This is a genomic window from Acetobacter zythi, assembly GCF_963921165.1.
Lineage (GTDB): Bacteria > Pseudomonadota > Alphaproteobacteria > Acetobacterales > Acetobacteraceae > Acetobacter.
In genome coordinates this window covers 257,309-282,357 of record NZ_CAWUEO010000001.1, presented here as the reverse complement: position 1 = coordinate 282,357, position 25,049 = coordinate 257,309, and the positions used below count along the sequence as shown (strand labels likewise).

The window sequence follows — 25,049 nt, the reverse complement described above, 5'->3', positions numbered from 1 at the left end:
GATGTTATGGTGAGGGAGGAAGGGGAGCGGCCTCAAGCGCAATGGCTTCATGGTGGCGGATCACTTCGTGGATGATGAAGTTGAGGAACTTCTCCGCAAAGTCGGGGTCCAGATGGGCGTCTTCGGCCAGACGGCGCAAACGGGCGATCTGCTGCGTCTCCCGCGCAGGGTCGGCGGGGGGGAGTTTGTGCTGGGCCTTGAGCGCGCCCACCGCTTTGGTGCAGCGGAAGCGTTCGGCCAGCATGGCAACAAGAGCTGCGTCAATATTGTCTATGCTACGGCGGAGGTCCTGCAGGGCTTCCGGGGGGCACGGCTGATTTGTCACGATAATCAAGGTCTCTGGCTGCTGATCAAAACATTATGGGAGCGTTATAAACGCGCAACGCCCAGACGTTAACAGACAAAAAGCTTTTCTTCCACGGGGGGGTAGGGCAGGTCCACCCATGCCAGATGCCCACCTTTGCCTGCACCTGTATCTACAAATATGGCACGCCCCCCGGCACGGCCGGGTATGGTTAGCGGGCAACCGTTGGTCGAACGCTGGTCATGGCCGCAGTAAACGGTATAGCCGTTGGGAATGTGGTTGACCCAGTTTAGCGTGCGTTCGGGGTAGCCATCGGCCTGCATGCGGCTTGTGGTTTCGCCAAACAGAGCGCGGGAGAGCAGGTAGGTCACGCGCCCCAGCGGGGGCGGCGGGGGTTCGTTCAGCATGTGCGGCTCAAATGCGCCATGCACAAAAACGGTCCGCCCCATGACCAGCCACGCCGGAGCCTGCTCCAGCGCAGGGAGCACATCGTGGAGGACATCCGCATTATCTGGCGCCTCAAGCTGGGCCAGTGTTTCGTCCAGATGGGGGGACGAGCGGAGCTTTTTGCCCATAAGTGCGCGGCCGAGCTTGCGGTCGTGGTTGCCAATCAGGAACAGGCCGCGCCCTTCGCGCTGGACCTGAAGCATCAGGCGCAGAACGCCCGCGCTATCTGGCCCATAATCCACCAGATCACCGAGTTGAATGACAAAACGATCCGTGGCCACGGCATGGCGGAAGGCTTCCAGATCCCCATGCACATCGCCCACAATGCGGAGTCCTTTTTGCATTGCGTTCTTCACGTTTTCGTCATGCCTGGTATCCGTGAACATTCCATCCATACCTGTTCTTTTCTAACCTTCATGTAGGCTTTTCGAGCGAAAACAGGAACGGTGCTGGCAAGTTTTTTTTGAAGGGGGCATACGCATGCACAAGTATGTGACGCGCCAGAGGGTTCTGTTTGAGCATAGGGTGCAAGAGCTTTCAGGGGCGGAAACAAGCCTGAAAAATGCAAAAGCGGATGCAGCCACGGCACGTGGCGCACAGCCCCAGCCGGGTTGTGGCGCACGAACTGCGGGGTGGTTTGTCCCTTTTGTATGTTCGGAACAGTTTGAGAAAAAAAACAGGAAGGCCTCTCATGACAGAGCGCATTCGGAACGTCGCGCTGCGTAGCAAGGTTTGTCCGGCAGAGGCCGCGGCAAAGCTGATCCGAAATGGTGACGTAGTCGGCACCAGCGGTTTTACAGGCGCAGGCTACCCCAAGGCCGTGCCCATGGCGCTGGCCCAACAGATGGAAGATGCCCACAACCGTGGGGAAAAGCACCAGATCAGCCTGATCACCGGTGCCTCCACCGGCCCGCAGCTTGATGGTGAGCTGGGCAAGGTGAATGGTGTTTCCTTCCGCTCCCCGTTCAATACCGATCCGGCCATGCGCAACCGCATTAATGCGGGCGAGACGGATTATTTTGATAACCACCTCGGGCAGGTCGCACTGCGCGCATGTCAGGGTAACTACGGCAAGTTCGATGTGGCCGTAGTGGAAGCCACAGCCATTACGGAAGAAGGGGGTATTGTGCCGACCTCCTCCGTTGGCAATTCACAGACTTTTCTCGATCTGGCTGACAAGGTCATTATCGAGGTCAACGAATGGCAGAATCCGGGGCTGGAAGGCACGCACGACGTATGGGATGGCAATAGCTACGCCAGCGCCCCGCGTGACATTATTCCGCTCTCGCGCGCTGACCAGCGCATTGGCCGTACGTTCCTCAAGGTTGATCCGGCCAAAATTCACGCCATTGTCCGCACGAACGATAGCGACCGTAACGCACCGTTTGCTGCGCCAGATGGCACAGCCAAGGCCATTGCAGGCTACCTGCTTGATTTTTTTGAACACGAAGTCAAACAGAACCGTCTGCCGCCCTCCCTGCTGCCGTTGCAGTCCGGGGTTGGTAATGTGGCCAATGCGGTGCTCGACGGGTTGAACGAAGGGCCGTTTGAAAATCTGGTTGGTTTTAGCGAGGTCATTCAGGATGGCATGCTTGCCATGCTGGATTCGGGGCGTATGCGTATTGCCTCGGCAACCTCGTTCTCCCTCAGCCCCGAAGCTGCGGAAGAGATCAATAACCGGATGGACTTCTTCCGTTCCAAGATCATCCTGCGCCAGCAGGACATCAGCAACAACACAGGCGTTATTCGCCAGTTGGGCTGTATTGCCATGAACGGTATGATCGAGGCCGATATTTACGGCAACGTCAATTCCACCCGCGTTATGGGTTCCAAAATGATGAACGGTATTGGTGGTTCGGGGGATTTTGCCCGGAATGCCTACCTGTCTATCTTCCTGTCGCCGTCCACGGCCAAGGGTGGCAAAATTTCGGCTATTGTGCCCATGGCTGCCCATGTGGACCACATTATGCAGGACACCCAGATTTTTGTAACCGAGCAGGGACTGGCTGATCTGCGTGGGCTTTCACCCGTCAAGCGCGCGCAGACCATTATCGAAAAATGCGCTCATCCAGATTACCGTCCGATGTTGCAGGACTATCTGGACCGTGCACTCAGGGAGTCTTTTGGCAAGCATACACCGCATTTGCTGACCGAAGCCCTGTCGTGGCATCAGCGGTTTATTGAAACAGGGTCCATGCTTCCCGCGTAAGCGGGCTGGCTGGTTCCAGTTTTGGGCCTCTGCTCCGTAACACGGGCAGGGGCTTTTTTTGTGGTTATTTTTAAGCGTCCCGCAGGTCAGCGTGTGTGCCCCCGTGTGGTCTTCGGGGTGCTGCGCGCAAGAGTGTATTATTCGGAGTGCGTGACCGTGGATGCAGGGACTGCAAGCGATGTGGTCAACTGGTAAGGCTGGTGCGTGATCACAATATCAACCGGCCGGTTTGCCAGAAAATCAGCAGTGGAGATTTTGGCCGAAGGACTATCGGTAATAATGGCCTCTGCATCGCGGTGGACCAGAGAGAACAGGCTTGGTGCGGCGGAGGGGGAAAGATAGGCTGCGTAAGGGTGGCGACCGGCCATGCGGTGGGCGTTATAGGCGTCCCGCTCGGAGTTTATGGGAATGGCCACCATAACCTTGGAATCGGCTTTTAAGGCTGCGGCAGTACTTTTGTAGTCTGCGGGTACAAAAATAACCCGGTCACGCATATGGGCCTTGCTGACCTCGAACGCCACGGCCTTGGGGTCTGCACCGTGCAGGTCCAACATCAGCAGGGTGTTGGAATGGCTGGCGGTGTTCAGAACGGTAGCAAGTGTGCTGCTGCCGGGTTCCACTGCAACCTGCCCATTCGCACTGCTTGTCAGGCCAAGGCGGATCATGCCGGGGCGGTCAATGGAGGAAATGGTCGCAGCCTGTGCCACATTCTGCGTGCCCGTATTGCTGGCGCACACAATAAGCCCGTGGTGAATACGCGCCATAATACCACTGGTTTTGGTGTGGTGAATGGCCAGTACCGCCACGGATGCAACGCACAGAGTTGCCGCAAGGGCAATTTTTTTCAAACACCTGTGCGAAGTGGGCACACTGCAGCAGACAGATATGTCAGCTCCCATTTCAGGATGTGACATCAGTGGGTTCCTTGTCCTTCTGACCGACCATCGAGGCCGCTTTAGCCAGATCAACAGAAAGAACGCGGCTTACTCCGCGCTCCTGCATGGTTACACCAAAGAGCTGGTCCATATGGGCCATGGTGAGCTGGTGGTGTGTCACAACCAGAAAACGCGTACCGGCCTCTACAACCATGTCGCCGAGCAGGGCGCTAAAGCGGCCTACATTGGCGTCATCCAGTGGAGCATCCACTTCATCCAATACGCATATCGGAGCAGGGTTACAGCGGAAAACCGCAAAAATCAAGGAAAGCGCGGTTAAAGCTTGTTCACCTCCGGAGAGGAGGGACAATGTGGCCAGTTTTTTGCCCGGTGGCTGGGCATAAATTTCCAACCCGGCTTCAAGCGGGTCATCGCTCCCCACAAGGCCCAGATGGGCGCGCCCACCACCAAACATGCGCGTAAACAGAGACTGGAAATGCTGGTCCACCTGCGTGAACACAGCCATAAGCCGCTCGCGCCCTTCCTTGTTGAGCGAACCGATGGAGCCGCGCAACCGGTTTATGGCTTCCTCCAGGTCGCTCATTTCCGCCCCTAGCGTCTGGGCCTGGGTGGAGGCTTCCTCCGCTTCAAGTTCAGCGCGCAGGTTGACCGGCCCCATATCGTCCCGCTCACGGGTCAGGCGGGCAATCTTGCGGCGCAGGGAGGTTTCGGCCCCTTCTGTCAGGTCGGAAACGGGTTGTCTGGGCGGGTTGGGTGTCTCGACCAGCAACTGGTCCAGAATGGCCTGAGCCTGTTCACTCTTGCCTTCCGCCTTAAGCAGATTTTCACGCGCTGTGGCCAGTTCGCCTTCGGTTTTACGGCGCTGCTCATGGGCGGCGCTCAGTGCGGCTTCGGCCTCGGCCCGCAAACGGTCGGTCTGGGTAAAATGGTCTTCCGCGTCTTCCAGAGCTGCCAGAGTGCTGGCTTTTTGTTGTTGCGCGGCAGTGGGGAGTTCGGCCACCCTGCTATGGTTGGCGCGCGCACTTTCCAGCCGTTGCAGGGCGTTGGTGTTGTCCGTACGGGCAAGGCTTTCGCGCGTTGCCCATTCCGCCTGTGCGGTCTCCAGTGCGGCCAGTCGGTCTGCCAGTGTGGAGGACTCGGCCTGTAACGCGGCCCGCAGTTCCCGCGCGCTGTCCAGTCTGGTCAGGAGGTCGGCCCGCTGGGTGTTGAGCTGCTCCAGTCTGGCTTCGGCATCTTCAGGTATGGCGGCTAGGGCTGCTTCCAGCGTGGCTTGTGCTGTGTGCAGGAGTTGTGCGGCATCCGTGTGTTCGGTTTGCAGTTCCGCCTGCCGTGGGGTCAGCCCCGCCAGACGGCTGCGCAGGGTCAGGGCCTGTTCTTGTAAGTGGCGGTTGGTCTGCGCGGTTGCGGCGGCCAGCTCATCGGCGCGCAAAGTGGCCTGTGTTGCCTCCTGTAGGGCGGCGTTGGCTGTATTCAGCTTGTCCTGTGCATCGCGCAGGGCCGCCTGTGCGTGCTGCACGGACTGGGCCGAGGCCAGTCTGGCTTCCAGTTCCGTTACGGTCGTGGCTTCTGTTGCCAGATTGTGGCGCAGGCGCTCAAGCTCGGGGGTGAGTGTTTCCAACCGGGTGGTGGCGGATGCGTGCTGCTGCTCGGTTTGTGCAAGTTTGTCCCGTGCGGCCTGCAAAGTCGCCTGTGCCTGCTTGAAAGCCGTATGGGCCTGCTGCTCGGCTGCCTGTGCTGCTGTGTTTGTGTTGCGCGTTGTGGCGAGCGCGGACTGAATATCCTGCAACGAGGGCAGGCTTTCATGGGTGCTCTGGGCTTGGGTCAGAGTGGTTTCCGCTTCCTCCAGTGCGGCCTGTGCGCGCTCATGCTGGGGGAGCATGGCGTCCAGCCGGGCGCGGTAGGAGGCGTGGCGGCGTTCTGTTTCGGTCTCATGCGCACGGGCTTTTTGCAGGGATTGCTCCTGCACGTGCCGCCTGTTCCTGAGGTCTTTAAGCGTGTCCTCGCTGGTTCGTACGGCTGTGGCGCAGGTGGCCACGCTGGCCTGTATGGCGGGCAGGTCAGCCTGTAATGTGGCAAGGCGCAGTTGCGTTTCGCGCAGAATGCGGCGTTGGGCCAACCTGCGGGCGGCGGTGCTGGTCCCGCCTGCACGGGCGTAAAACCCATCCCATCGCCACAAATCCCCGGTGGTGGACACAAGGCATTGCCCCGGCGCCAGAGCCTGCTGGAGTACATGCCCATCCGCGCCATGGGGGAGCAGACCGGTGGAGAGTAGAACGCGGTCCAGCTCAGGTGGGGCCGATATGCAGGCTTTGAGTGGCTGCGCGCCGCCGGGCAGGGCAGGCAGACTTTCGGGCGGGAGCTGCCGCCAGCCCTGTGGCGCATCGCCCGCTGTTGGTGCGTCCAGCCCTTCCGCCAGAGCGGCGGCCAGAGCGTTTTCGTATTCCTCAGGAACAGTGATCTGGGTGGAAACGGGGTTTTCCGCTACCGCGCTATCCTGCCCAAGCGCCTGATCCAACCCTTCGGCCTGTGCTTGCAGGCGGGTCAGTTCGGTTTGGAGAGAGGCCTGCTGTTCGCAAGCTGTGGTGTGTTGGGCCTTTTGCTCACTCAGGGTGTGCTCGGCCTGCTCCATATCCGCGCCGGTTTGGGCCAGAGCGTTTTCGTGTTGGGTGCGGGCCTGTCGGGCCTCGGCCAGAACTGTGTCGGCAATGGCTTCGGCCCGGATTTTGTCCAGCTCGCGCGCAAGGGTTTGTGCTTCATGCTGCGCGCGCTGCTGTGTGGTGCGGGCTGTACGCAGGGCCTCGGCCGCGCTGCGCTGGTGTGCCTCGGCCTCCTGCGCAGCGCGGCTGGCCTCGGTAAAGGCGGTGCTGGCCGCGCGGCGTTCGGCCTCGGCCTGTTCCTGCGCCTGAGTAGCAAGGTCGAGTGCTGTTGTGGCGTGCTGGCTGTTGGTTTGCAGGGTGTTCAGCACGTCGGGGCTGACCAGCGCCTCCAGTGCTTCGGCATGGCGCTTTTCTGCGGCATGGAGTTCGGTTTGCAGGGATGTCAGGCGCTGGCGGGCCTGTTGCAGGGCTTTTTGTTGTTCTGTTTGGGCTGCTTGTGCGGCCTGCGCGTTGTTTTTGGCAATGGAGAGGTCAACATTGCACTGGGCGCAAAGGCGCTCGGCCTCATCCTGCGCGGCTTTGGCCGCCAGTTGAGCAAGATTTGCCTGCTCTGCCCGTTCCTGCGCTGTGCTTAGAGCCTGCTCGGAAGGAAGCTGGCTCTCCAGTTCCGCCAGTTCGGCTTGAAGGGTGCTGAGTGCCAAACAGACCCGGTCATGCCGTGCGCGGGCACTGGTCAGGCCATCTTCGGCCCGTTCCTTACCTGCGCGGGCTGCGTTCAGGTCGGCGGTCAGGCTGACAAGGGCCTGTTCGGTTTCGCTTTGCTGCGCACTCAGGTGCTGGAGCTGCTGCTCGGCATCGGCTGTGCGGGTGGGGAGCGATGTTTGCGCAGCCTGCGCCTCGGCTTTTTCTGTCTGGAGCCGTTCCAGTGTGTCCAGAACATCCTGCAGGCGAGTCTGGGCGGCCTGGGCATCAGCCTCGTGCTGCAACAACAACTCGGCGGCGGCCTGTGCCTGTGCTGCGGCACGCTCTTCTTCCCGGACCACACCTTCGGCCAGCACACGGCACCGTTCGAGTGCGGTACGGGCGGCGTCTGCTTTTTCACGCAGGGCGGGCAGGGCCTTTGTGGCTTCAAATTCAGCCAGAACGGCTGTTTCGGCGGTTTCTTCGTGCGTGCTCAGGTTTTTGCGCGCCTGTGCGGCCATGGTGGCCGCGCGTTCCACGGCCAGTCTGGCCCGGGCGTGCAGGACTGCCAGCAGTTCGGTTTCCGCCTCGCGCAGGGCGGCGGAAATTTCGCGGTAGCGTGTGGCCTCGCGCGATTGTTCGGCAAGCCCGCTCAACCGCTCGGTCAGTTGTACGCGGCGGTCTTCCGCGCGGGTCAGGTTGCCCTCGGTCGCGCGGAGTTTAATCTCGGCTTCGTGCCTGCGGGCGTGCAGGCCGGTAATGCCTGCCGCTTCCTCCAGAATACTACGCCGCTCTTCTGGCCGTGCCCCAACCAGCATGGCCACCCGGCCCTGACTGACCATGGCGGAAGAGCGCGCACCAGACGCCAGATCGGCAAACAGGGTTTGCACATCTCGCGCACGGACGGTGCGGCCATTAATCCGGTATTCGCTGCCTGCTCCGCGTTCGGCCCTGCGGGTAATCTGGAGTTCGTCCAGATCGGCAAAGGCTGCGGGGCCAAAGCCCCTGGTCCCTTCCAGCGTTACGGTGACTTCCGCCAGAGAGCGGGCGGGGCGACCGGTTGTGCCTGCAAAAATAAGGTCGTCCATTTCGCCCCCACGCAGGGAGCGGGCGGAGGATTCGCCCATAACCCAACGTAGCGCTTCCACCACGTTGGATTTGCCGCAACCATTAGGGCCAACAACGCCGGTCAGTCCGGGGAGCAGCTCCACGGTTATGGGGTCGGCAAAGCTTTTGAACCCCACAATGCGGAGGCGAACAAAACGAACCGTCATGCAGATCTGTGTTTTTCTGGTCGGGAGGGCTGACTGTTAAAAAAACAGTCAGCTTGCCTTCGTCAGATATTTGACAAAGTCATCGTAGGAGAGGGCGCTGGACACCTGCTCCTTATTGTTGAAGCGGAATGTGGGCGTGGACTCAATGTTGTATTTGTCCTGTGCTTCGCTCTGTTCGGTCATGATGAACTGGAGCAGCTTCTGGTCCGTGACCGCTTTTTCAAATGTTTCGGCGGGCATGCCGGCAAAGGCGGCCATTTTTTGCAACTCGGCCTTGTGGTCGACTTCGTTGTTATAAGCCCAGCGGTCCAGACTGGACAGCACAGCCGAGCAGAAGGGTTCGTACCGTTCTACCGGCAGGGTGCGGGCAACCATGGCGGCAAGGGTTGCGAGCTGGTCGGTGGGGAAGTCATGAAAAACGTAACGGATTTTGCCCGTATCGATCAGGTTTTTCTTAACCTGCGGAAAGGTTTCTTCCGCAAAATGCGCGCAGTGGATGCACGTCAGGGAGAACCATTCCTCCACCACAACCTTGGCGTTGGGGTTGCCCAGCACGCGGGGGGTAAAGAGCGCATCGGCCGCAAAGGCCGCACTCTGGAATGAGCCAGCAGTGAGTGCGGCACCCGTGGCGACAAGAAAAGAACGACGTGTAAAGGACATGAGAACCAAGCCTTCCCGATCAATGGACCATAATTCTGGGAACAGGGATGGCGGCAGAAAGAACTGCCGTCAACCTGTTGTTGAGGGCTGACCAGCCACAGAGGGGGTGGTGGCGGCATTTTCCCCCTCGTTGAGCAACCTGCGAACCCTAACGCGGCGGATGTGCCGTGCATCGGCATCCAGCACGCGGAACAGATAGCCGTTTTCGTGCGTCAGCACCTCGCCGCGCGTGGGAACATGCCCGGCCATGCGGAAGACAAGACCACCAATGGTCTCGATTTCGGCTTCTTTTTCGCTCTCAGTCAGAATCGGGCCAATTTTTTGCTCGAACTCTTCCACCGGGCAGCGGGCGTCCACATCAAACGACCCATCGGGGCGCGGGGTAATCAGCACCGCCTCGGGTTCGTCATGTTCGTCGGAAATATCGCCCACAATGGTTTCGATCAGGTCTTCAATGGTCACCAGACCGTCAATGCCGCCATATTCGTCAATCACGAGCGCCAGATGCATATGGCGCTGGCGCATTTGCAAAAGCAGGTCCAGCACGGGAATTTGCGGGGCAATAAACAGCGGCTGGCGGAGCAGGGGTTCCAGATTAAACGCCTCGCTGGTGCCAACATAGGCGATCAGATCCTTAACGTGGATCATGCCCACAATATCATCCAGCTGATCGCGATAGACCGGCATGCGCGAGTGGTTTTCGCGCCGCATCATGGCCAGTGCTTCGTCCAGACTGATGGACACCGGCATGGCCACAATATCGGCCCGGGGCACCATCACATCGTCGGCTGAGATATTGCGCAGGCGCAAAATATTGGCGATGAGCGCGCGTTCCTGCCGGTCCAGCTCGGGTTTTTCACCGTCTGGGGCGGTTTCATCCCCTGCTTCGGCGGCCTGTTGCACAAGGGCTGCAATGGAACTGCGCAACCCGCCCGTGGGCTTTTTGCGCTGAAAAAACGAAAACAGGCCACGCCCGGAAGGGTCCGCCCGTTCGGTTGAAGTCTCGTGTTCGCTCATGACCGGGTCTTCCACGGGTTAGGCACTTTCATGCGGGAAAGCAGGCGGGATTCCAGCATTTCCATTTCCCGTGCTTCGCCTGGGTGGTGGTGGTCGTAGCCTGCCAGATGCAGACTGCCATGCACAACCAGATGCGCCAGATGGTGGCTGACCGGGCGACCAGCCTTGCGGGCTTCGCGCACGACTGTTTCCAGCGCCAGAATAATATCCCCTCCGCCATAGCCCGGTGGGGGTTCAAAGGTCAGCACGTTGGTTGGCTTGTGCTTGCCCCGGTGTCTGCCATTGAGCAGTCGCACCTCCCGGTCTGTCGCCAGCACAACAGTGCCGGGTTCCAGACCGTATTGCGCGCATGCCGCCAGAGCACGGCGCACGGTTTTTTCGGGTGTGGGGGCGTAGGAGCGCCAGCGGGCGTCCCGGACCAGCACGTCCGGGCCGTCCTGTGTCAACTCATCATGAAACCCTGCCGGATACGGGTCCGTATCCACCGGGTCGGCCACGTCTTGGGTCAAGACAGGGCCAAGGCTACTTCGCGGTTCCATTGTTCTCCTGACGGCCCTTGTGGCGGGAGTGCCCTTTTTTATCAGCCGTCGTCGTTTTGGCATCATAGGCTTCAATAATGCGCGCGACCAGCTTGTGTCGCACAACATCGGCCGCTTCAAAACGGGAAATGGTAATTCCCTTGACGTTTTCAAGCGTATCCACCGCATCCTGCAAGCCCGAGGGTGTGTCGTGCGGCAGGTCGATCTGGGTCAGATCCCCAGTTACAACCATGCGTGAGCCTGGCCCCAGACGGGTCAGGAACATTTTCATCTGCGCTATGGTGGTATTCTGGGCTTCGTCCAGAATAACAAATGCGTGCGAGAGTGTGCGCCCACGCATGAAGGCAAGGGGGGCGACCTCAATTTCGCCAGCACTCATGCGGCGCATGACCTGATCGCCGGGGAGCATGTCGTGCAGGGCATCGTAGAGCGGGCGCAGGTAGGGGTCGATCTTGTCCTTCATATCACCGGGCAAAAAGCCAAGCCGCTCGCCAGCTTCCACCGCAGGGCGGGAGAGGATGATCCGGTCAATGGAGCCTGCAAGCAGGAGGGAGACCGCCTGCGCCACAGCAAGGTAGGTTTTGCCCGTACCTGCGGGGCCAATGCCAAAGACAAGCTCCTTGCTGGCAAGGGCGCGCATGTAGGTGGCCTGTCCGGGGGAGCGGGGTTCTATATTACCCTGCCGTAGCCGGATAATGGGCCATGTGGGGTCCTGGTTGGCAATGGGGGTTGCCGGAGCAACAGACAGGGGGAGGGAGGGTCTGCTTTCATGCACTCTGGACATGCGTATGGCCGCCTCTACTGCGCTGATGTCTATGGTCTCGCCCGCTGCCAGTTTTTGGTACAGCAGGCTAAGGGTCGTGCGGGCAAGGGACGTGGTCTCTGGCAGACCACGGATGGAAATGCGGTTGCCGCGTCGCGCAACGTCCACTTCCAGCCCTTCTTCCAGGCAGCGCAGATGCCGGTCGTGGTCTCCGACCAGTCGGGCAAGGAGCGCGTTGTTTTCAAACTGCAGTGTTACGGGCTGAGCCAGCTCCGCAACCGCGACGGAAGGAGGGGGGGACGTGCGCGTGGTATTCAAGCGTAAACATTCTCCTCTTCCAGAATGCCGCCCAGCGAATTTGTCAGGCGTTCTGTTATGCGGACTGGCAGGGTCTGACCGATCAGGTGGTCAGGGCCGATCACATGGACCGGCTGGAGCCAGGGTGAACGTCCTGTTATTTGCCCGGGCTTACGCCCTTTGCCAGTAAACAGGACGGGCACACTCTTGCCAACCATGGAGGCGTTGAACGCATCTTGCTGTTCGCGCAGGAGTTTTTGCAGGGCTTGCAGGCGGGCATCCTTGACGTCCTCCGGCACCTGTAGGGGCGCACCCGCAGCCGGTGTGCCGGGGCGGGGGGAGTATTTGAAGGAATAGGCCAGTGCAAAACCCACATCACGCACAAGCTGCATGGTGGCTTCAAAGTCCTCGTCCGTCTCTCCGGGGTGGCCGATAATAAAGTCGGAGGACAGGGCGAGGTCCGGCCTTGCCGCACGCAGGCGCAGGACAAGGTCGCGGTATTCGTCTGCCGTGTGCCCACGGTTCATGGCGCGCAGGATGCGGTCCGAGCCGGATTGAACGGGCAGATGCAGGAACGGCATAAGGGCGGGCAGGTCGCGGTGCGCTGCGATCAGCGCTTCATCCATATCCCGTGGGTGGGATGTGGTGTAGCGGATGCGCGACAGGCCGGGAATTTCGGCCAGCGCATAGGCAAGGCGGGTCAGGTCCCACACCGTGCCGTCCGGGCCAATCCCGTGATAGGCGTTGACGTTCTGGCCCAGCAGGCTGATCTCGCGCACGCCACTTTGGGCCATGCGGCGGGCTTCGGCCAGAACGGACTGCGCGCTACGGCTGCTTTCCGCGCCACGGGTGTAGGGCACCACGCAGAACGAGCAGAATTTGTCGCACCCTTCCTGAATGGTCAGGAAGGCTGTGTAATTGCCCGGCGTCTGCGGTGCTTCTGCTTCGGGCAGGAAGTCAAACTTCTGCTCCGCTGGGAAATCGGTTTCAATCACCGCTTTGCCTGCACGGGCTGCACGGGCCACCATTTCGGGCAGGCGGTGGTAGGTCTGGGGGCCAAGCACAAGATCCACATACGGGGCGCGGGCCAGAATTTCCTGCCCTTCGGCCTGTGCCACACAACCGGCTACGGCAATAATGGTCTGCTGGCCTTCCGCTTTACGGGCCTCCTTGATCAGACGGAGGCGGCCCAGTTCGGAAAAAACCTTTTCCGCTGCACGGTCACGGATATGGCAGGTGTTCAGGATGATCATGTCCGCCGTGTCGGGCGTATCCACCGGCTGGTAGCCCAGTGGGCGCAGCACATCCCCCATGCGTGCACTGTCGTACACGTTCATTTGGCAGCCCCATGTAATCACATGCAGGGCGCGTGATGGTGCTGTCTGGTCGGGGGTTCGGGTCATAATGGCTGCCACTCCGCTCTGCCGCTGGCCCATTCCATGCGGCGGAAAGAGGACATCAGGCGTGAGGCGGCGCAGGTCAAGCCTCTTTTCTCACGGCTTGCTGGTGAGCGGTGGGGATTGGCGTGTAATAAGGTCCATGCCGTGCCTGACAGAGTGGTCTCCTGCCCTGAACAATACGGAAGCGCAGGAATGCGACCCCGCTGGATTATGTCCTCTTTTTGAATGAAGCAAAAAATGAGGTGGTTCTGTCAAGCAGCAGTTTTGTTTTCTTGATATGCGCGGGCAAAAAATTGGCAGGCAGGGTCGCCGGGTTGAACCGGCCGGGCTGAATCCGTGGCTCGCGGTTTTGCCGCAGGTCAGCGCAGCCATCGGCTACCGCCTTCCATGCGGCCTGCGCCAGCGCCTTGCGGCTGGGGAACAGGTCCGGGTCCAGTGGTTCGTGCAGAACAACGGTCACGCGCGAGCGTTTCCATTGCAAAAGCTGCCAGACATGCGGCCCCAGATCCATATCCCCGTACCATGAAAAAACCGGGCGGCGGAAACGGCTGATCGGCAGGCCCTCCAGCCGGTCATAAACAAGGGAGACTGGCTGGATAAGGGGGGCCATGCCCGGCGCGTAGGTGACTGGCAGCAGGCTTTTGTCCATGCCGTCCTTGAGTTTGGGCAGTTTGGCGATGGCAAAAAAAGCGGACATAAACGGCAGAACGCGCGATCCGTCGGAGGATGTTCCTTCGGGGAAGAGAATCAGATTGTCTCCTTCCACCATGCGCTGGATCATCAGGTCCCGTTCGCGGCCGGTGGTGCTGCGCTGGCGGCTGACAAAAATGGTGCGCCCGATATGGGAGACCAACCCCATGACCGGCCATTTTTCAATATCCCCCTTGGCCACAAAAACAGAGGGTAGCAGTGTGCCCAGCACAGGCACGTCCAGCCAGGACATATGGTTGGAAATATAAATAACAGGCCGCTCACCCCGTTTGCGGGCTTTTATGCCCCCAACCGTGCCAGCCCGTTTGCCCTTTACGGTAATGCGCAGGCCAATAATACGGCACAGCACACCCCAGATAACCCGCGTCCAGCGGATTTTGGCCGTGCCGGGTACAGGCAGCAGGCAGGCTTCAAACCCAACGGAAAGTGGCACCCACACCAGCAATCCGGCCAGACGTATGGCCGAACGCGCTTCTCCCGCACGGCGGAACAGCACATCTACCCATGAGGGAAGGGGAGAGATCGGGGCGGTGGCGGCAGGCGTGCCCAAGGGCAGGGGCTGCGTAGGTTGGTCAGGCTTGGTGCGCATGGTCCTGCTTCTGCCAGAGACTGGCCGGGCAGGCCAAGGAGCGGGCAGCAATGTGGAAGAAACACATAAACATGCGTTCTCATACCGCGAAGATGGGTAAAGGGACAATCCACCGTGTATGAAGGTTTTTTTGGCGGACGTACCTAAATTTTGTCATGGTGTGGTTATAGGCAGGGTAGACGTGCAAAAATAAGGCCGCATAACAGGTCGTATGAACGTTATTGAGCAACAGGCAGACGGGGTAGAGTGGCCGTTTACAACCGCAATATATTTGGCAGGTATACAGGCACCGCGAATCGCCTTCTGGCTGGGGCGGCGCTGTGGGGCGCGTTATCGTGCGGCGCCCGCGCGGCAGACCCACAACCGTATGTAACAAGTCTGGCCCCCACAGGGCAGAGCGATCTGGACACCGCGCTCAAAACCTCTTCGGATCTGTTAAGCCTGCAATCCACGCGCGCTGTTGGTCCGTTTGCGTTGGCCGGGCGGGTTCGGAACGAATATGACCGCCTGCGCAGTGCGCTGGAAAGTTGCGGATATTACGATGGTACGGTGCATATCATGCTCCGTAGTGGCAAGCAGGGTCTTGCCATGGATGGCATGTCCACCGCTCTGGCCACATGGATTGGCGCCGTGCCAGCGAACGAAAAAGTGGATATTACCGTCAAGGTTGATAAAGGTCCGCTTTTCCATGTGGGGTCGGTCAAGCTGGTGGAAAGTGCAACCGGCGTGGCGCCACAACTCACCCCGGATCAGCAAAAGGCGTTTGGCCTGCACACAGGCCAACCCGCCATAGCGGCGGACGTACTGGCAGCCGGTGGCCGCCTGCTGGATGCACTGCGCGAAAGCGGGCATGCGCTGGCGCAGGTGGACAAACCCATGGCCTACCTGCGCCCTGCCACCAAAACATTGGATATTGTGTACCCCGTTGTGCCCGGCCCCGTACTGGATATTGGCAAGATCAATCTGGACGGGCTTAAACGGGTGCATGAATCGTTCGTGCGCAGGCGGTTGACTGTGCATGAAGGCCAGCTTTACCAGCCATCCCGCATAGAAGCCGCCCGGCAGGACCTGACCACGCTGGGTGTATTTTCCAATGTTACGGTCAAGGATGCCTCCAATAAGGCGGTTAACGGCACCATGCCGCTGGATTTTTTGTTCCAGGAGGGCAAGCGCCACTCCATTGGGGCGGAACTTGGGTATTCCACGGACCTTGGCGCACGTGTGGGGGCCATGTGGACCCACAACAACCTGCTGGGCAATGCCGAGCGCCTACGCCTGACCGCCCTGATTACCGGCCTTGGGGGGTCCGCCCAGCAGGGGCTTGGGTATGACGTGTATGCAGATTTTTTTAAGCCCGACTTTTTGGAATCCAGACAAAACCTGAATGCCCGCATAGAGGGGCTGCGCCAGTTGTTCTGGTCGTACCGGCAGACAGCCCTGCTGCTGCGTGGGGGCATAACCCGCCCGCTGGCCAAAAACTGGAATGGGAATTTTGGCCTTGCCGCCGAGCAGGAAAGCATTGAGCAGTTTGGCACAACCCGCAGTTACACCATTCTTTCGGCCCCGCTTTCGGGCATGTATGACAATACGGGGGTGGGTAACCCCATAGAGCCTGCAACACATGGTGTGCGCGCGAACATCAATGTCACCCCCTCGGTCTCTTTGGGGAATAAGGGGGCGGGCACATCGTTCTTTACCATTATGAACGCAACGGCCTCCACCTATGTGGACCTGCATAAGCTGGGTATCAGCCGTCCGGGGCGCAGTATTCTGGCTTTTCGTGGGACTATTGGCAGTATTCAGGGGGCTGGTACGTGGGATATTCCGCCTGATCAGCGCATGTATGCAGGGGGGAGCGCCACAGTGCGTGGCTACCGCTGGCAGGGGGTCGGGCCGCAATATGGCCACACCAAATACGCCATTGGCGGCACCTCGCTGGATGCGGGAACGGTAGAATACAGGCAGCGGCTGTTCAAAAGTTTTGGCATGGCCGCCTTTGCGGATGCGGGGCAGGTGGGGAGCAGCAGTATGCCCTTTACCGGCACCCTGCGTGTGGGTGCGGGGGGCGGTGTGCGGTATTACACCCCCATTGGTCCGGTCCGGCTGGATGTGGCCGTGCCACTGAACCGCGCACCACGAGGCGATACGTGGGACCTGTATATTGGGCTGGGGGAAACATTTTAATGCCAGATGCTACGTCCTCCCCCCCTCGCAGCCTGTGGCGGCGTGCAGGCCGTATTGCACTTATTGCTGTGGGTTCGCTGCTGGGCATTGGTGTGCTGGCAATAACGGTTCTGCTTGTGGGGGCCAATACGGGGCCGGGGCGGCGGATGCTGGTCCGCCAGACCGAATCCCTGACCGGGGGCATGGTCAGGCTTGCGGGGCTGTCCGGGCGTTTTCCAGATAATCTGCATGTTGCAACCCTTGCCATCCACGACCGGCAGGGGGCGTGGCTGACACTGCACGATGTGCGGCTGGACTGGTCGCCTCTGGCCATGGTGTGGCGGCAGGCAAAGATTTATGCCTTTACCGCAGGGGAACTGGATATTCCACGCCTGCCCGTGTCCGATGCCACACCGCAGCCGACTCCGGTGGCTCCTTCCGCTCCATCCGCATTGCGATTGGGGGTGGATATTCGCAGGCTGGAGGTCGGGCGGATTAACGTGGGCGCGCCCCTTGCCGGGCAGGCCGCCAGCTTTCGGGTGAGTGGCCACGGCAAGCTGGCCAATATTGACCCGGTGATTAACGGGTTGAGCCTGCCCAAACTCCCGCAGTCAGATATTGCCTTGCAGGTTACGCGGCTGGATCAGGCGGGGCAGATCGGCCTTGCCACGGCAACAGGGAAGGGCAGGCTGGCCCTGCACCTGAGTGCAAGCGAAGGTGCAGGCGGGTTTGCCGCAACCGGGCTGGGTATGCCGCAACTGGCCCCCGTGGCCCTCAAGCTGGACATGCAAGGCTCGCCTGCCGCCACCACTTTGGCGTTTGATGCCTCCGCCGGGGCTATCAGTGCGCGTGCCCGGGGCACGCTGGATCTGCTTGGGCAACAGATGAGCAGTCTGGAACTGTCCGCGCAATCTCCGCAGCTTAGCCTTACGCCGGATATGGGCTGGCAGGCTGTGCGCCTTGCTGCCCGCCTGAATGGCAAAATGGCCGCCCCCCACGGCACAGCACAACTGGATGTGGACCAACTGGCCGCATCGGGTGTGCAGGTTGGCACGCTGAGTGTTCGTTTTGCAGGGGAGGGCGGGAGTGCCAGCGCTCTGGCTGAGCAGCTCCACCTCACGCTCACAGCCGATGGAGTGCGCCTGCCCGGTAAAGCCCCCACCATGCTGGCGGCGGCCCCGCTTAAGCTGGACGCCCTGCTCAAACCCGCCGAGCCGGGCATGCCTGTTGTGTTTACACTCGATCACCCCGTTCTTGCCCTGTCGGGCAAAGTGCGGGCGCAGGCTCCGCAGAACGGCACACTCAGTTTGAATGTGCCAGACCTGCTACCTGTGGGTGAGGCGGCGGGGGTGCCCCTGCGCGGCCATGCGGACCTGAATGCACAGTTCGACCGCCCCCTTAACCCGCAGGACGCCACACATCTTGTGGCCAATGGCATACTGGCCATAACGGGTGGGCAGGCGCAGGCTGCGGGTCTGCTTGGACCAGATGGGCATTTTGCGCTGGCTGCGGCCATGCACCCGTTGCCCGCGCAGGGCAGCACGCCTGCGGGGCAACAGATTGACCTGTCATCCCTCACTCTTGCCGGGCAGGCGTTGGACGTTGCGGTACAGGGCCATGTGCAGACCGGACGCACTGTGGACATGACTGCCAATGTCAGCCTGCCGACGTTGGAAAAACTGGCCCCTACCCTGCGGGGGGATACAACACTCACGCTGGCTCTTAAGGGGCCATTGCAGGATTTTGTGGCAACGCTGGGGGCCAAGGCCAATCTGGGCACAGCCACCATGCCCAAGGGAGCACTGGCGCTGGATGCAACGGTTGCCCACCTGCCATCCGCCCCGCAAGGCACGCTAGCGCTTGAGGGCACGCTGGACCGGGCACCTGCACAACTGGATATGGCCTTTGGGCAGGCGGCTGACGGCACACGCCATCTCGACCTGCAAAAACTGGCATGGAACACCACAAAAGGGCAGGGCGCACTCACCCTTGCTCCCAAGGAAGTGGTGCCACAGGGCAGTCTGGACCTGACCATTGGCAGGCTGGCAGATTACAGCCCCCTTGTTGGCCAAAAAATCGCGGGTTCCATGGCGGCGTCTGTGACAACCACAACTGTAGCGGACAAGCCTGTTGTGGCCCTCAAGTTCAAAGGCAATGTGGTTACACCTGCCATTCGGGTTGGTTCTATTGCGCTGGCGGGGTCTGTTACGGACCCGGTTGCCCACCCCACGCCGGATATGACCCTGCGCCTTGGAGGTCTTTCGGTCGCCGGAGTAAGCGGGCAGGCCCTTGTGAGCGCCAAGGGGCCGGATACGGCCATGCTCCTTTCAGCACAGGTGGGGCCTGCAAGCTGGTCGGGTAGTCCGCTTGCGCTGAACACGCAGGCCCTGCTCGACCTGCCGGACAAGAATCTTAAACTCCAGAAGCTGACCGCCACCGCAAAGCAGGAAACCCTGCGCCTACAGGCCCCCGTGCTGGTATCCTTTGGAGAGACACTGGGCATAGACCGCCTGCGCGCGGTGCTGGGTACACCGGGCAGCCAGCCCGCCACACTGGATGTGGCAGGGCGGATAAAACCCACGCTGTCGGTTACGGCGGATATTCGCAACGTAACCCCGGCTCTTGCGCACCCGTTTATGCCCGACCTCCATGCCACGGGGGTTGTCTCGCTGAATGCCAGACTGTCTGGCGCGCTGGATAAGCCTGAAGGCAAGGTGCAGATCAGGGGCAGTAACCTGCGTATGGCCGATAGTTCGGCCGCGGCGTCCGTTCCTGCCATGGAGGTGGATGCTACGGCCAACCTTGCGCGCACACTGGCGCAGGTACAGGTCAATGCCTCGGCTGGCAGCAAGCTGGGTTTTCAGGTCCGGGGCAGCGCCCCCCTATCCAAAACAGGCCAGATGGATTTGCGCGCAGATGGACATCTGGATCTGAGCATTGCCAACGGCATACTGGGCGCGCAGGCGCGGCAGGCGCAGGGGCAGGTGCAAATGGCCCTGCAGGTCCGGGGTAGCCCTGCGGCCCCGGCTGTTACGGGGGCTATTGACCTGATCAATGCGGATTTTCAGGACTTTGCTCAGGGCTTTCACCTCAGTGCGATCAATGGCCGTGTGGTTGGGGCGCGTGACCGTATTGTTATCCAGAGCCTGAGCGCAAAAGCAGGAGACGGCACTCTGGGGGGGAGCGGGTTTGTAGGCGTTGCCATGCCGGGTATGCCCATAGACCTGCGCCTGTTCGCCAAAAAGGCCCGCCCGGTGAGCAGCGACCTGCTGACTGCCGTGCTTAATGCGGACATAACAATACGTGGGCAGGTCCGCACCCGCATGGATGTTGTGGGGGGGGTGGATTTGCAGCGTGTGGAAATCAACATCCCCAATTCGCTTCCTGCCTCCATTGCCCGGCTGGATGTTATTCGCCCCGGAGAGGAAAAACAGCGCGCGGAGGAAGCCAAAGTCGCCAGCACGCATCAATCCGTTATTGGGCTGGACCTCAAGCTGACATCTCCGGGCAAGTTTTTTGTGCGAGGGCATGGTCTGGATGCGGAAATGGCAGGCCGCCTGATGGTCACAGGCACCGCGCAGGCCCCTGTTGTAACCGGTGGGTTTGACCTCAAACGCGGGAACTTTGATCTGGCGGGTATTTCGCTCAACTTCACCAAAGGGCGGGTTGGCTTTAACGGGTCCGGCGTTGGGCACCAGCTTGATCCAACACTCGATTTTCAGGCCGACCGTGCCGTGGAAGGGCAGACAGCCATGCTCAAGGTCGGGGGATATGCCAGCGCGCCAAAAATCAGCTTTGATTCCATGCCCGCCCTCCCGCAGGATCAGGTACTGGCCATGCTGCTGTTTGGCACCGATGCCCGTTCCCTATCCTCTACCCAGATGATCGAGGTGGGTACGGCGCTGGCAACCCTGACCGGCCTGACAACCTTTGACCCCATGGGCACCTTACGCAAAACCCTGCATCTGGACAGGTTGACCGTGGGGGGCGGTTCGGGTGTTGGCAATGGTGGCACCAGCGTGGAAGCCGGCAAATACGTGATGAAAGGGGTTTACGTGGGGGCCAAGCAGGCCACATCGGGTTCGGGCACACAGGCACAGGTGCAGGTGGACCTGACAAACCACCTCAAGCTCAATACCACCGTGGGCACGGGTGGTTCCGTAACCGGATTTACCACACCTGAGAACGATCCGGGCAGCAGTGTGGGGCTGCTCTGGCAGTATCGCTACTAGGGATTATAAAAATCTTGCGGGTTTGAGCCTAAGGCTCCCCAAGCCGTTGCAGCCTTGGTGGATATGCCACCAGCAGCGGGGGTGCTCAGGGGGATGCGTGAATGTCCATAACCACGGGCACGTGGTCGGAGGGAGAGGGCCAGTCTCTGGCATCCTCCAGCACGCTCATGCTGGCAAGCTGGGGCACAAGGTCGGGGGTGACCCATATATGGTCCAGTCTGCGGCCCCGGTTGGACTTGCGCCAGTCCTTGTTACGGTAGGACCACCATGTGTAGAGCTTGTCCGTAGGGGGCACAAAATGGCGCATGGCATCCACAAAGCCGGTTTGCTGCCAATGGGTCAGGCGCTCCGTTTCTGGCGGAGTATGGCTGACAATTTTGAGCAGTTGCTTATGGCTCCACACATCATGCTCCAAAGGCGCGATGTTCAGGTCCCCAACAAGCACCGTCCGGGCGGGCTTGTGGTGGGCAAACCACTGGGTCACTTCCTCCACAAAGGCAAGTTTGTGGGCAAATTTGGGGTTGGTCCCGGGGTCTGGCTCATCCCCGCCTGCGGGGACGTAAAAATCATGCAGGGTTACGTCGCCCCCGGGGGCGTGGATGGTGGCCGCAACGTGGCGGCAATCTTCCTTGCCGTACCATGTTGGGGTGTCGGTTGCCGGGCTTAATGGCAGGCGGGAGAGAATGGCTACGCCGTTGTAGCCCTTCATCCCCTTGTAATGCAGGTGCTCAAACCCAAGGGCGCGCACTGCGTCGAGCGGGAAAAGCGCGTCCGGCACCTTGGTTTCTTGCAAACAGACAACGTCCGGCAGCAAGGAGGTGGCCAGCTTTTCCAGCAGCGGCATACGCAGGCGGAGGGAATTGATGTTCCATGTCACAAGTCGCATGGGCAGGGCATGGCGGATTGCATGCCGCAGAGCAAGTAAAAAGAGCAGGGCACACGGTGTTGGCGTGGGGGATGACTCTTGCATTTTTTTGCAGCCACCCCATGATATCAGAAGATGGATACAGTCATGACCCCGCCAGCCCCCCAGCAGGACGCCATAGCCCTGCACCGTGCCCTCCTCACGCTGGATAGCCACATAGACATCCCGTGGCCTGACAGGGCCGATGCGTTTGAGGATACTCCCGCCCGCAAGGTGGACCTGCCCAAAATGCACCGTGGCGGCATGTCGGCTGGCTGTTTTGTGGCCTATACCGCGCAGGGGCCAGTTACGGCGGAGGCGCATGCGCAGGTCCAGCGCGAATGCCTTGCCATGCTGGATGCCATTAACACCATGCAGGGCACACAAAATGGGGTTACAGCGCGGGTCTGCTCCCGCGTGGCCGATATTCGGGCCACCCATGCCAAAGGTGAGATTGCGGTTATTCCCGCAGTGGAAAATGGCTACGGTATGGGGGATAACCCGGCCCTGCTGGGCGCGTTTGCCCAGCGTGGAGCGCGGTATGTAACCCTGACCCATAACGGCCATAACGCTCTGGCGGATGCGGCCATCCACCGGCCAAGTCTGGGGGATACGCCACAAAAACACGGTGGTCTGTCCACCCTTGGGCGCGAGGCCGTGCGGGAGATGAACAGGCTTGGCCTGCTGGTGGATGTCTCCCACGCATCCAAACAGACCATGCTGCAGGCGGTTGAGGCATCTGTCACGCCAGTTGTGGCCAGCCATTCCTGCGTGCGTACATTATGCGACCATCCGCGCAATCTGGATGATGAACAGCTTGATGCGCTTGGAGCCAGCGGTGGGCTGATCCAGATAACCGCCATGCCCGCCTTCCTTAAACCCAAACCGGAGGAGGGCAGGCGTTCAGCCGGTGTTGCGGACCTTGTAGACCATATTGACTACGTGGTGCGCAGGCTTGGCCCCGCTTATGTGGGTATTTCCTCCGATTTTGATGGAGGGGGCGCACTGGCCGACTGGCAGGACGCAACGCAGGGGGCCAACATTACCGCCGAGTTAATGCGCCGTGGGTATGATAGAAGCGAGATTGCGGCCTTCTGGGGCGAAAACTTTTTGCGGCTGTTACAAAAGGCGGAACAGGTCGCAGAACAAAGCGAGATTGCAGCCCGTGGTGCACACTGAAAATTTTGTCCACTATTGCTCTTGACATGCCCTATTTTCAACAAAGAGTTCAAAAAAGCAAAGATGGCTTAAGAGCGCTAAAGACTAAAACCCTTTTGAATCAAGGGTGTGGATTGTTTGATTAAAAAATATGCAATCCGTTGGAAGGGCTGAAAATCTGCGGTTTGCACCCTTTCAGCCCCCCATCGTCCACAGACTTATCCACAAAAACGGTGGATGAAATTGATTGTCCGCCAAAGAGCGCCAGATGACTGCACAAAATTCGTCACAGGATAACACAGCGGCGCAAGCCAGCGCCCTGCCGCAGCCCCCGGCCAAAGGGGTGGAGGTCATTCGTCTTGCCTTGCGGACCATGCCGTTTTCGCCCGGTGTGTACCGTATGCTCGGGAGCAAAGGGGAGGTGCTGTACGTAGGCAAAGCACTCTCGCTCAAAAAGCGCGTTACGTCCTATACGCAGGTCGCCCGTTTGCCCGAACGCCTGCGGCGCATGGTGTCGGAAACGGCGTCCATGGAAATCGTGACAACCCATACCGAGGCCGAGGCCCTGCTGCTGGAGGCCAATTACATCAAGCGGATGAAGCCCCGCTTCAACATTCTGCTCCGTGATGACAAAAGCTACCCGTGGCTGATGCTAACCGACGGGCAGGCATTCCCCCAGATTGCCAAACATCGTGGCAAGGCGATCAAGGGGGCCAGCCTGTGGGGGCCGTTTGCCTCCGCATGGGCAGTGAACCAGACACTTAACCTGATCCAGCGGGTGTTTTTGCTCCGCTCCTGCGCGGATTCCGTTTTTAACAGCCGCAGCCGCCCTTGCCTTTTGTTCCAGATCAAGCGGTGTTCCGCCCCGTGCGTGGAGCGCATAGACCAGCAGGCCTACGGGCAACTGGTTGAGCAGGCGCGGGACTTTCTGTCCGGCAAGGATACAGCCCTGCGGGACACGCTGGGCGCGGACATGAACAAGGCCGCCGAGGAAATGGATTTTGAGCGTGCGGCCGTGCTGCGCGACCGTATTCGCGCGCTGGCGCAAATGCAGGACTCCAACGTGATCAACCCGGCCTCCTTGCAGGATGCGGACGTGTTTGGTCTGTGGCAGGAGGCCGGGCAGACCTGTATTCAGGTCTTTTTTGTCCGTGGTGGGCGCAATAATGGCAGTCGGTCGTTTTTCCCCGCTCATGCGCAGGACGAGGCTGCGGCAGACATTCTCTCCGCCTTCATCACCCAGTTTTATGATGACAAACCTTGCCCGGCACAGATTCTGGTCAACCACGCACTGGCCGAAAGCCCGCTTATGGTCGAGGCATTTACGCTCCGGCGGGGTAAAAAGGTGGAAATTCTCAACCCACAACGGGGCGAGAAAAAACAGGTGGTTGACCACGCCGTAACCAATGCGCGCGATGCGCTCAACCGCAGGCTGGCCGAAACAGCGGGGCAGGCCAAGCTGCTCAAGGGTGTGGCCGAAGTATTTGGGCTGGAGGCTCCGCCCGAACGTATAGAAGTGTACGATAACAGCCACATTCAGGGCGCACATGCCTATGGCGTTATGATTGTGGGCGGCCCGGAGGGCTTTAACCGCAAGGCGTATCGCAAGTTCCGCATCAAAGGTCCCATTACACCGGGGGATGATTTTGCCATGATGCGCGAGGTGCTCGAACGCCGCTTTGGCCGCGCATTGCGCGAGGTGGATGAAGGAGATACCTCCAACTGGCCCGATGTGCTGCTGATAGATGGCGGGGCAGGCCAGTACTCCGCCGTGCGGGCCGTACTGGATGAACTGGGTGTGAGCGGTGTTAAGCTGGTTGGTATTGCCAAAGGGCCGGACAGGGATGCGGGGCGGGAGTGGTTTTATACCGACCACAAGGAGCCGTTTCAGCTCCCTCTGCGCGATCCGGTTTTGTATTACCTGCAAAGGCTGCGTGACGAGGCACACCGTTTTGCCATAACCACCCATCGGTCAGGCCGCTCCAAGGCGTTGGTCACGTCCGAACTGGATGATATTCCCGGCATTGGGCCTGCGCGCAAAAAAATGCTGCTTAACACCTTTGGCTCGGCCCGTGCGGTCAAACAGGCCGGGCTGGAGGCGTTGGAGGCGGCTCCGGGTGTCAGCCGCGAACTGGCGCGGGCGGTGTATGGGCATTTCCACCCCGGTTGGTCACCTGACTGAAGGCGGGCGTCCGGCTTTTTTTGCAT

General features: G+C 60.3%; 16 protein-coding genes. 5 read left to right on the top strand and 11 right to left on the bottom strand.

Going from position 1 to position 25,049, the window contains the following annotated elements; genetic code table 11:
• Positions 1-4: 4 nt before the first annotated feature.
• Together AABE20_RS01435 and AABE20_RS01430 are read right to left on the bottom strand one after the other, a co-directional pair.
• Complete coding sequence (locus tag AABE20_RS01435) at positions 5-325, bottom strand: chorismate mutase (RefSeq protein WP_338331495.1); 321 nt, start codon at positions 323-325, stop codon at positions 5-7.
• 68 nt (positions 326-393) lie between these two features.
• Positions 394-1,137, bottom strand: a complete 744-nt coding sequence (locus AABE20_RS01430) for a metallophosphoesterase (RefSeq protein ID WP_338331494.1) — start codon at positions 1,135-1,137, stop codon at positions 394-396.
• A 305-nt stretch (positions 1,138-1,442) separates the two neighbouring features.
• Between AABE20_RS01430 and scpC the strand changes: the two genes are divergently transcribed.
• Positions 1,443-2,960, top strand: a complete 1,518-nt coding sequence (gene scpC / locus AABE20_RS01425; protein ID WP_338331493.1) for a succinyl-CoA:acetate CoA-transferase ScpC — start codon at positions 1,443-1,445, stop codon at positions 2,958-2,960.
• Between the two features lie 137 nt (positions 2,961-3,097).
• On the opposite strand, the gene AABE20_RS01420 is transcribed toward scpC, so the two are convergent.
• The 8 genes from AABE20_RS01420 to AABE20_RS01385 all read right to left on the bottom strand — a co-directional run bounded on the left by AABE20_RS01420 (position 3,098) and on the right by AABE20_RS01385 (position 14,384).
• The gene (locus AABE20_RS01420) at positions 3,098-3,808 is read right to left on the bottom strand and encodes a hypothetical protein (protein WP_338331492.1); all 711 of its coding nucleotides are present in this window, start codon (positions 3,806-3,808) and stop codon (positions 3,098-3,100) included.
• Positions 3,809-3,860: 52 nt separating this feature from the next.
• The gene (locus tag AABE20_RS01415) at positions 3,861-8,408 is read right to left on the bottom strand and encodes an AAA family ATPase (RefSeq protein WP_338331491.1); all 4,548 of its coding nucleotides are present in this window, start codon (positions 8,406-8,408) and stop codon (positions 3,861-3,863) included.
• Positions 8,409-8,456: 48 nt separating this feature from the next.
• A complete protein-coding gene (locus tag AABE20_RS01410; RefSeq protein WP_338331490.1) occupies positions 8,457-9,068 on the bottom strand; it encodes a DsbA family protein in 612 nt (203 codons plus the stop codon).
• Between the two features lie 69 nt (positions 9,069-9,137).
• Entirely contained in the window at positions 9,138-10,085 is a 948-nt protein-coding gene (locus AABE20_RS01405) for a hemolysin family protein (protein WP_338331489.1), read from the bottom strand.
• Complete coding sequence (gene ybeY / locus AABE20_RS01400; RefSeq protein WP_338331488.1) at positions 10,082-10,624, bottom strand: rRNA maturation RNase YbeY; 543 nt, start codon at positions 10,622-10,624, stop codon at positions 10,082-10,084. The genes AABE20_RS01405 and ybeY overlap by 4 nt, the downstream gene beginning before the upstream one ends.
• Positions 10,608-11,705, bottom strand: a complete 1,098-nt coding sequence (locus AABE20_RS01395; protein WP_408740543.1) for a PhoH family protein — start codon at positions 11,703-11,705, stop codon at positions 10,608-10,610. The genes ybeY and AABE20_RS01395 overlap by 17 nt, the downstream gene beginning before the upstream one ends.
• Complete coding sequence (gene miaB / locus AABE20_RS01390) at positions 11,702-13,120, bottom strand: tRNA (N6-isopentenyl adenosine(37)-C2)-methylthiotransferase MiaB (RefSeq protein ID WP_338331487.1); 1,419 nt, start codon at positions 13,118-13,120, stop codon at positions 11,702-11,704. Before miaB ends, AABE20_RS01395 begins: the two co-directional genes overlap by 4 nt.
• Positions 13,121-13,292: 172 nt before the next feature.
• Complete coding sequence (locus AABE20_RS01385; RefSeq protein WP_338331486.1) at positions 13,293-14,384, bottom strand: lysophospholipid acyltransferase family protein; 1,092 nt, start codon at positions 14,382-14,384, stop codon at positions 13,293-13,295.
• Positions 14,385-14,630: 246 nt separating this feature from the next.
• On the opposite strand from AABE20_RS01385, the gene AABE20_RS01380 reads away from it, so the two are divergent.
• Together AABE20_RS01380 and AABE20_RS01375 are read left to right on the top strand one after the other, a co-directional pair.
• The gene (locus AABE20_RS01380; RefSeq protein WP_338331485.1) at positions 14,631-16,568 is read left to right on the top strand and encodes an autotransporter assembly complex protein TamA; all 1,938 of its coding nucleotides are present in this window, start codon (positions 14,631-14,633) and stop codon (positions 16,566-16,568) included.
• The gene (locus AABE20_RS01375) at positions 16,568-20,779 is read left to right on the top strand and encodes a translocation/assembly module TamB domain-containing protein (protein WP_338331484.1); all 4,212 of its coding nucleotides are present in this window, start codon (positions 16,568-16,570) and stop codon (positions 20,777-20,779) included. The genes AABE20_RS01380 and AABE20_RS01375 overlap by 1 nt, the downstream gene beginning before the upstream one ends.
• A gap of 85 nt (positions 20,780-20,864) precedes the next feature.
• On the opposite strand, the gene AABE20_RS01370 is transcribed toward AABE20_RS01375, so the two are convergent.
• A complete protein-coding gene (locus AABE20_RS01370; protein ID WP_338331851.1) occupies positions 20,865-21,665 on the bottom strand; it encodes an exodeoxyribonuclease III in 801 nt (266 codons plus the stop codon).
• 126 nt (positions 21,666-21,791) lie between these two features.
• On the opposite strand from AABE20_RS01370, the gene AABE20_RS01365 reads away from it, so the two are divergent.
• A complete protein-coding gene (locus AABE20_RS01365; RefSeq protein WP_338331483.1) occupies positions 21,792-22,862 on the top strand; it encodes a dipeptidase in 1,071 nt (356 codons plus the stop codon).
• 247 nt (positions 22,863-23,109) lie between these two features.
• Entirely contained in the window at positions 23,110-25,023 is a 1,914-nt protein-coding gene (gene uvrC, locus AABE20_RS01360) for an excinuclease ABC subunit UvrC (RefSeq protein ID WP_338331482.1), read from the top strand.
• Positions 25,024-25,049 lie beyond the last annotated feature (26 nt).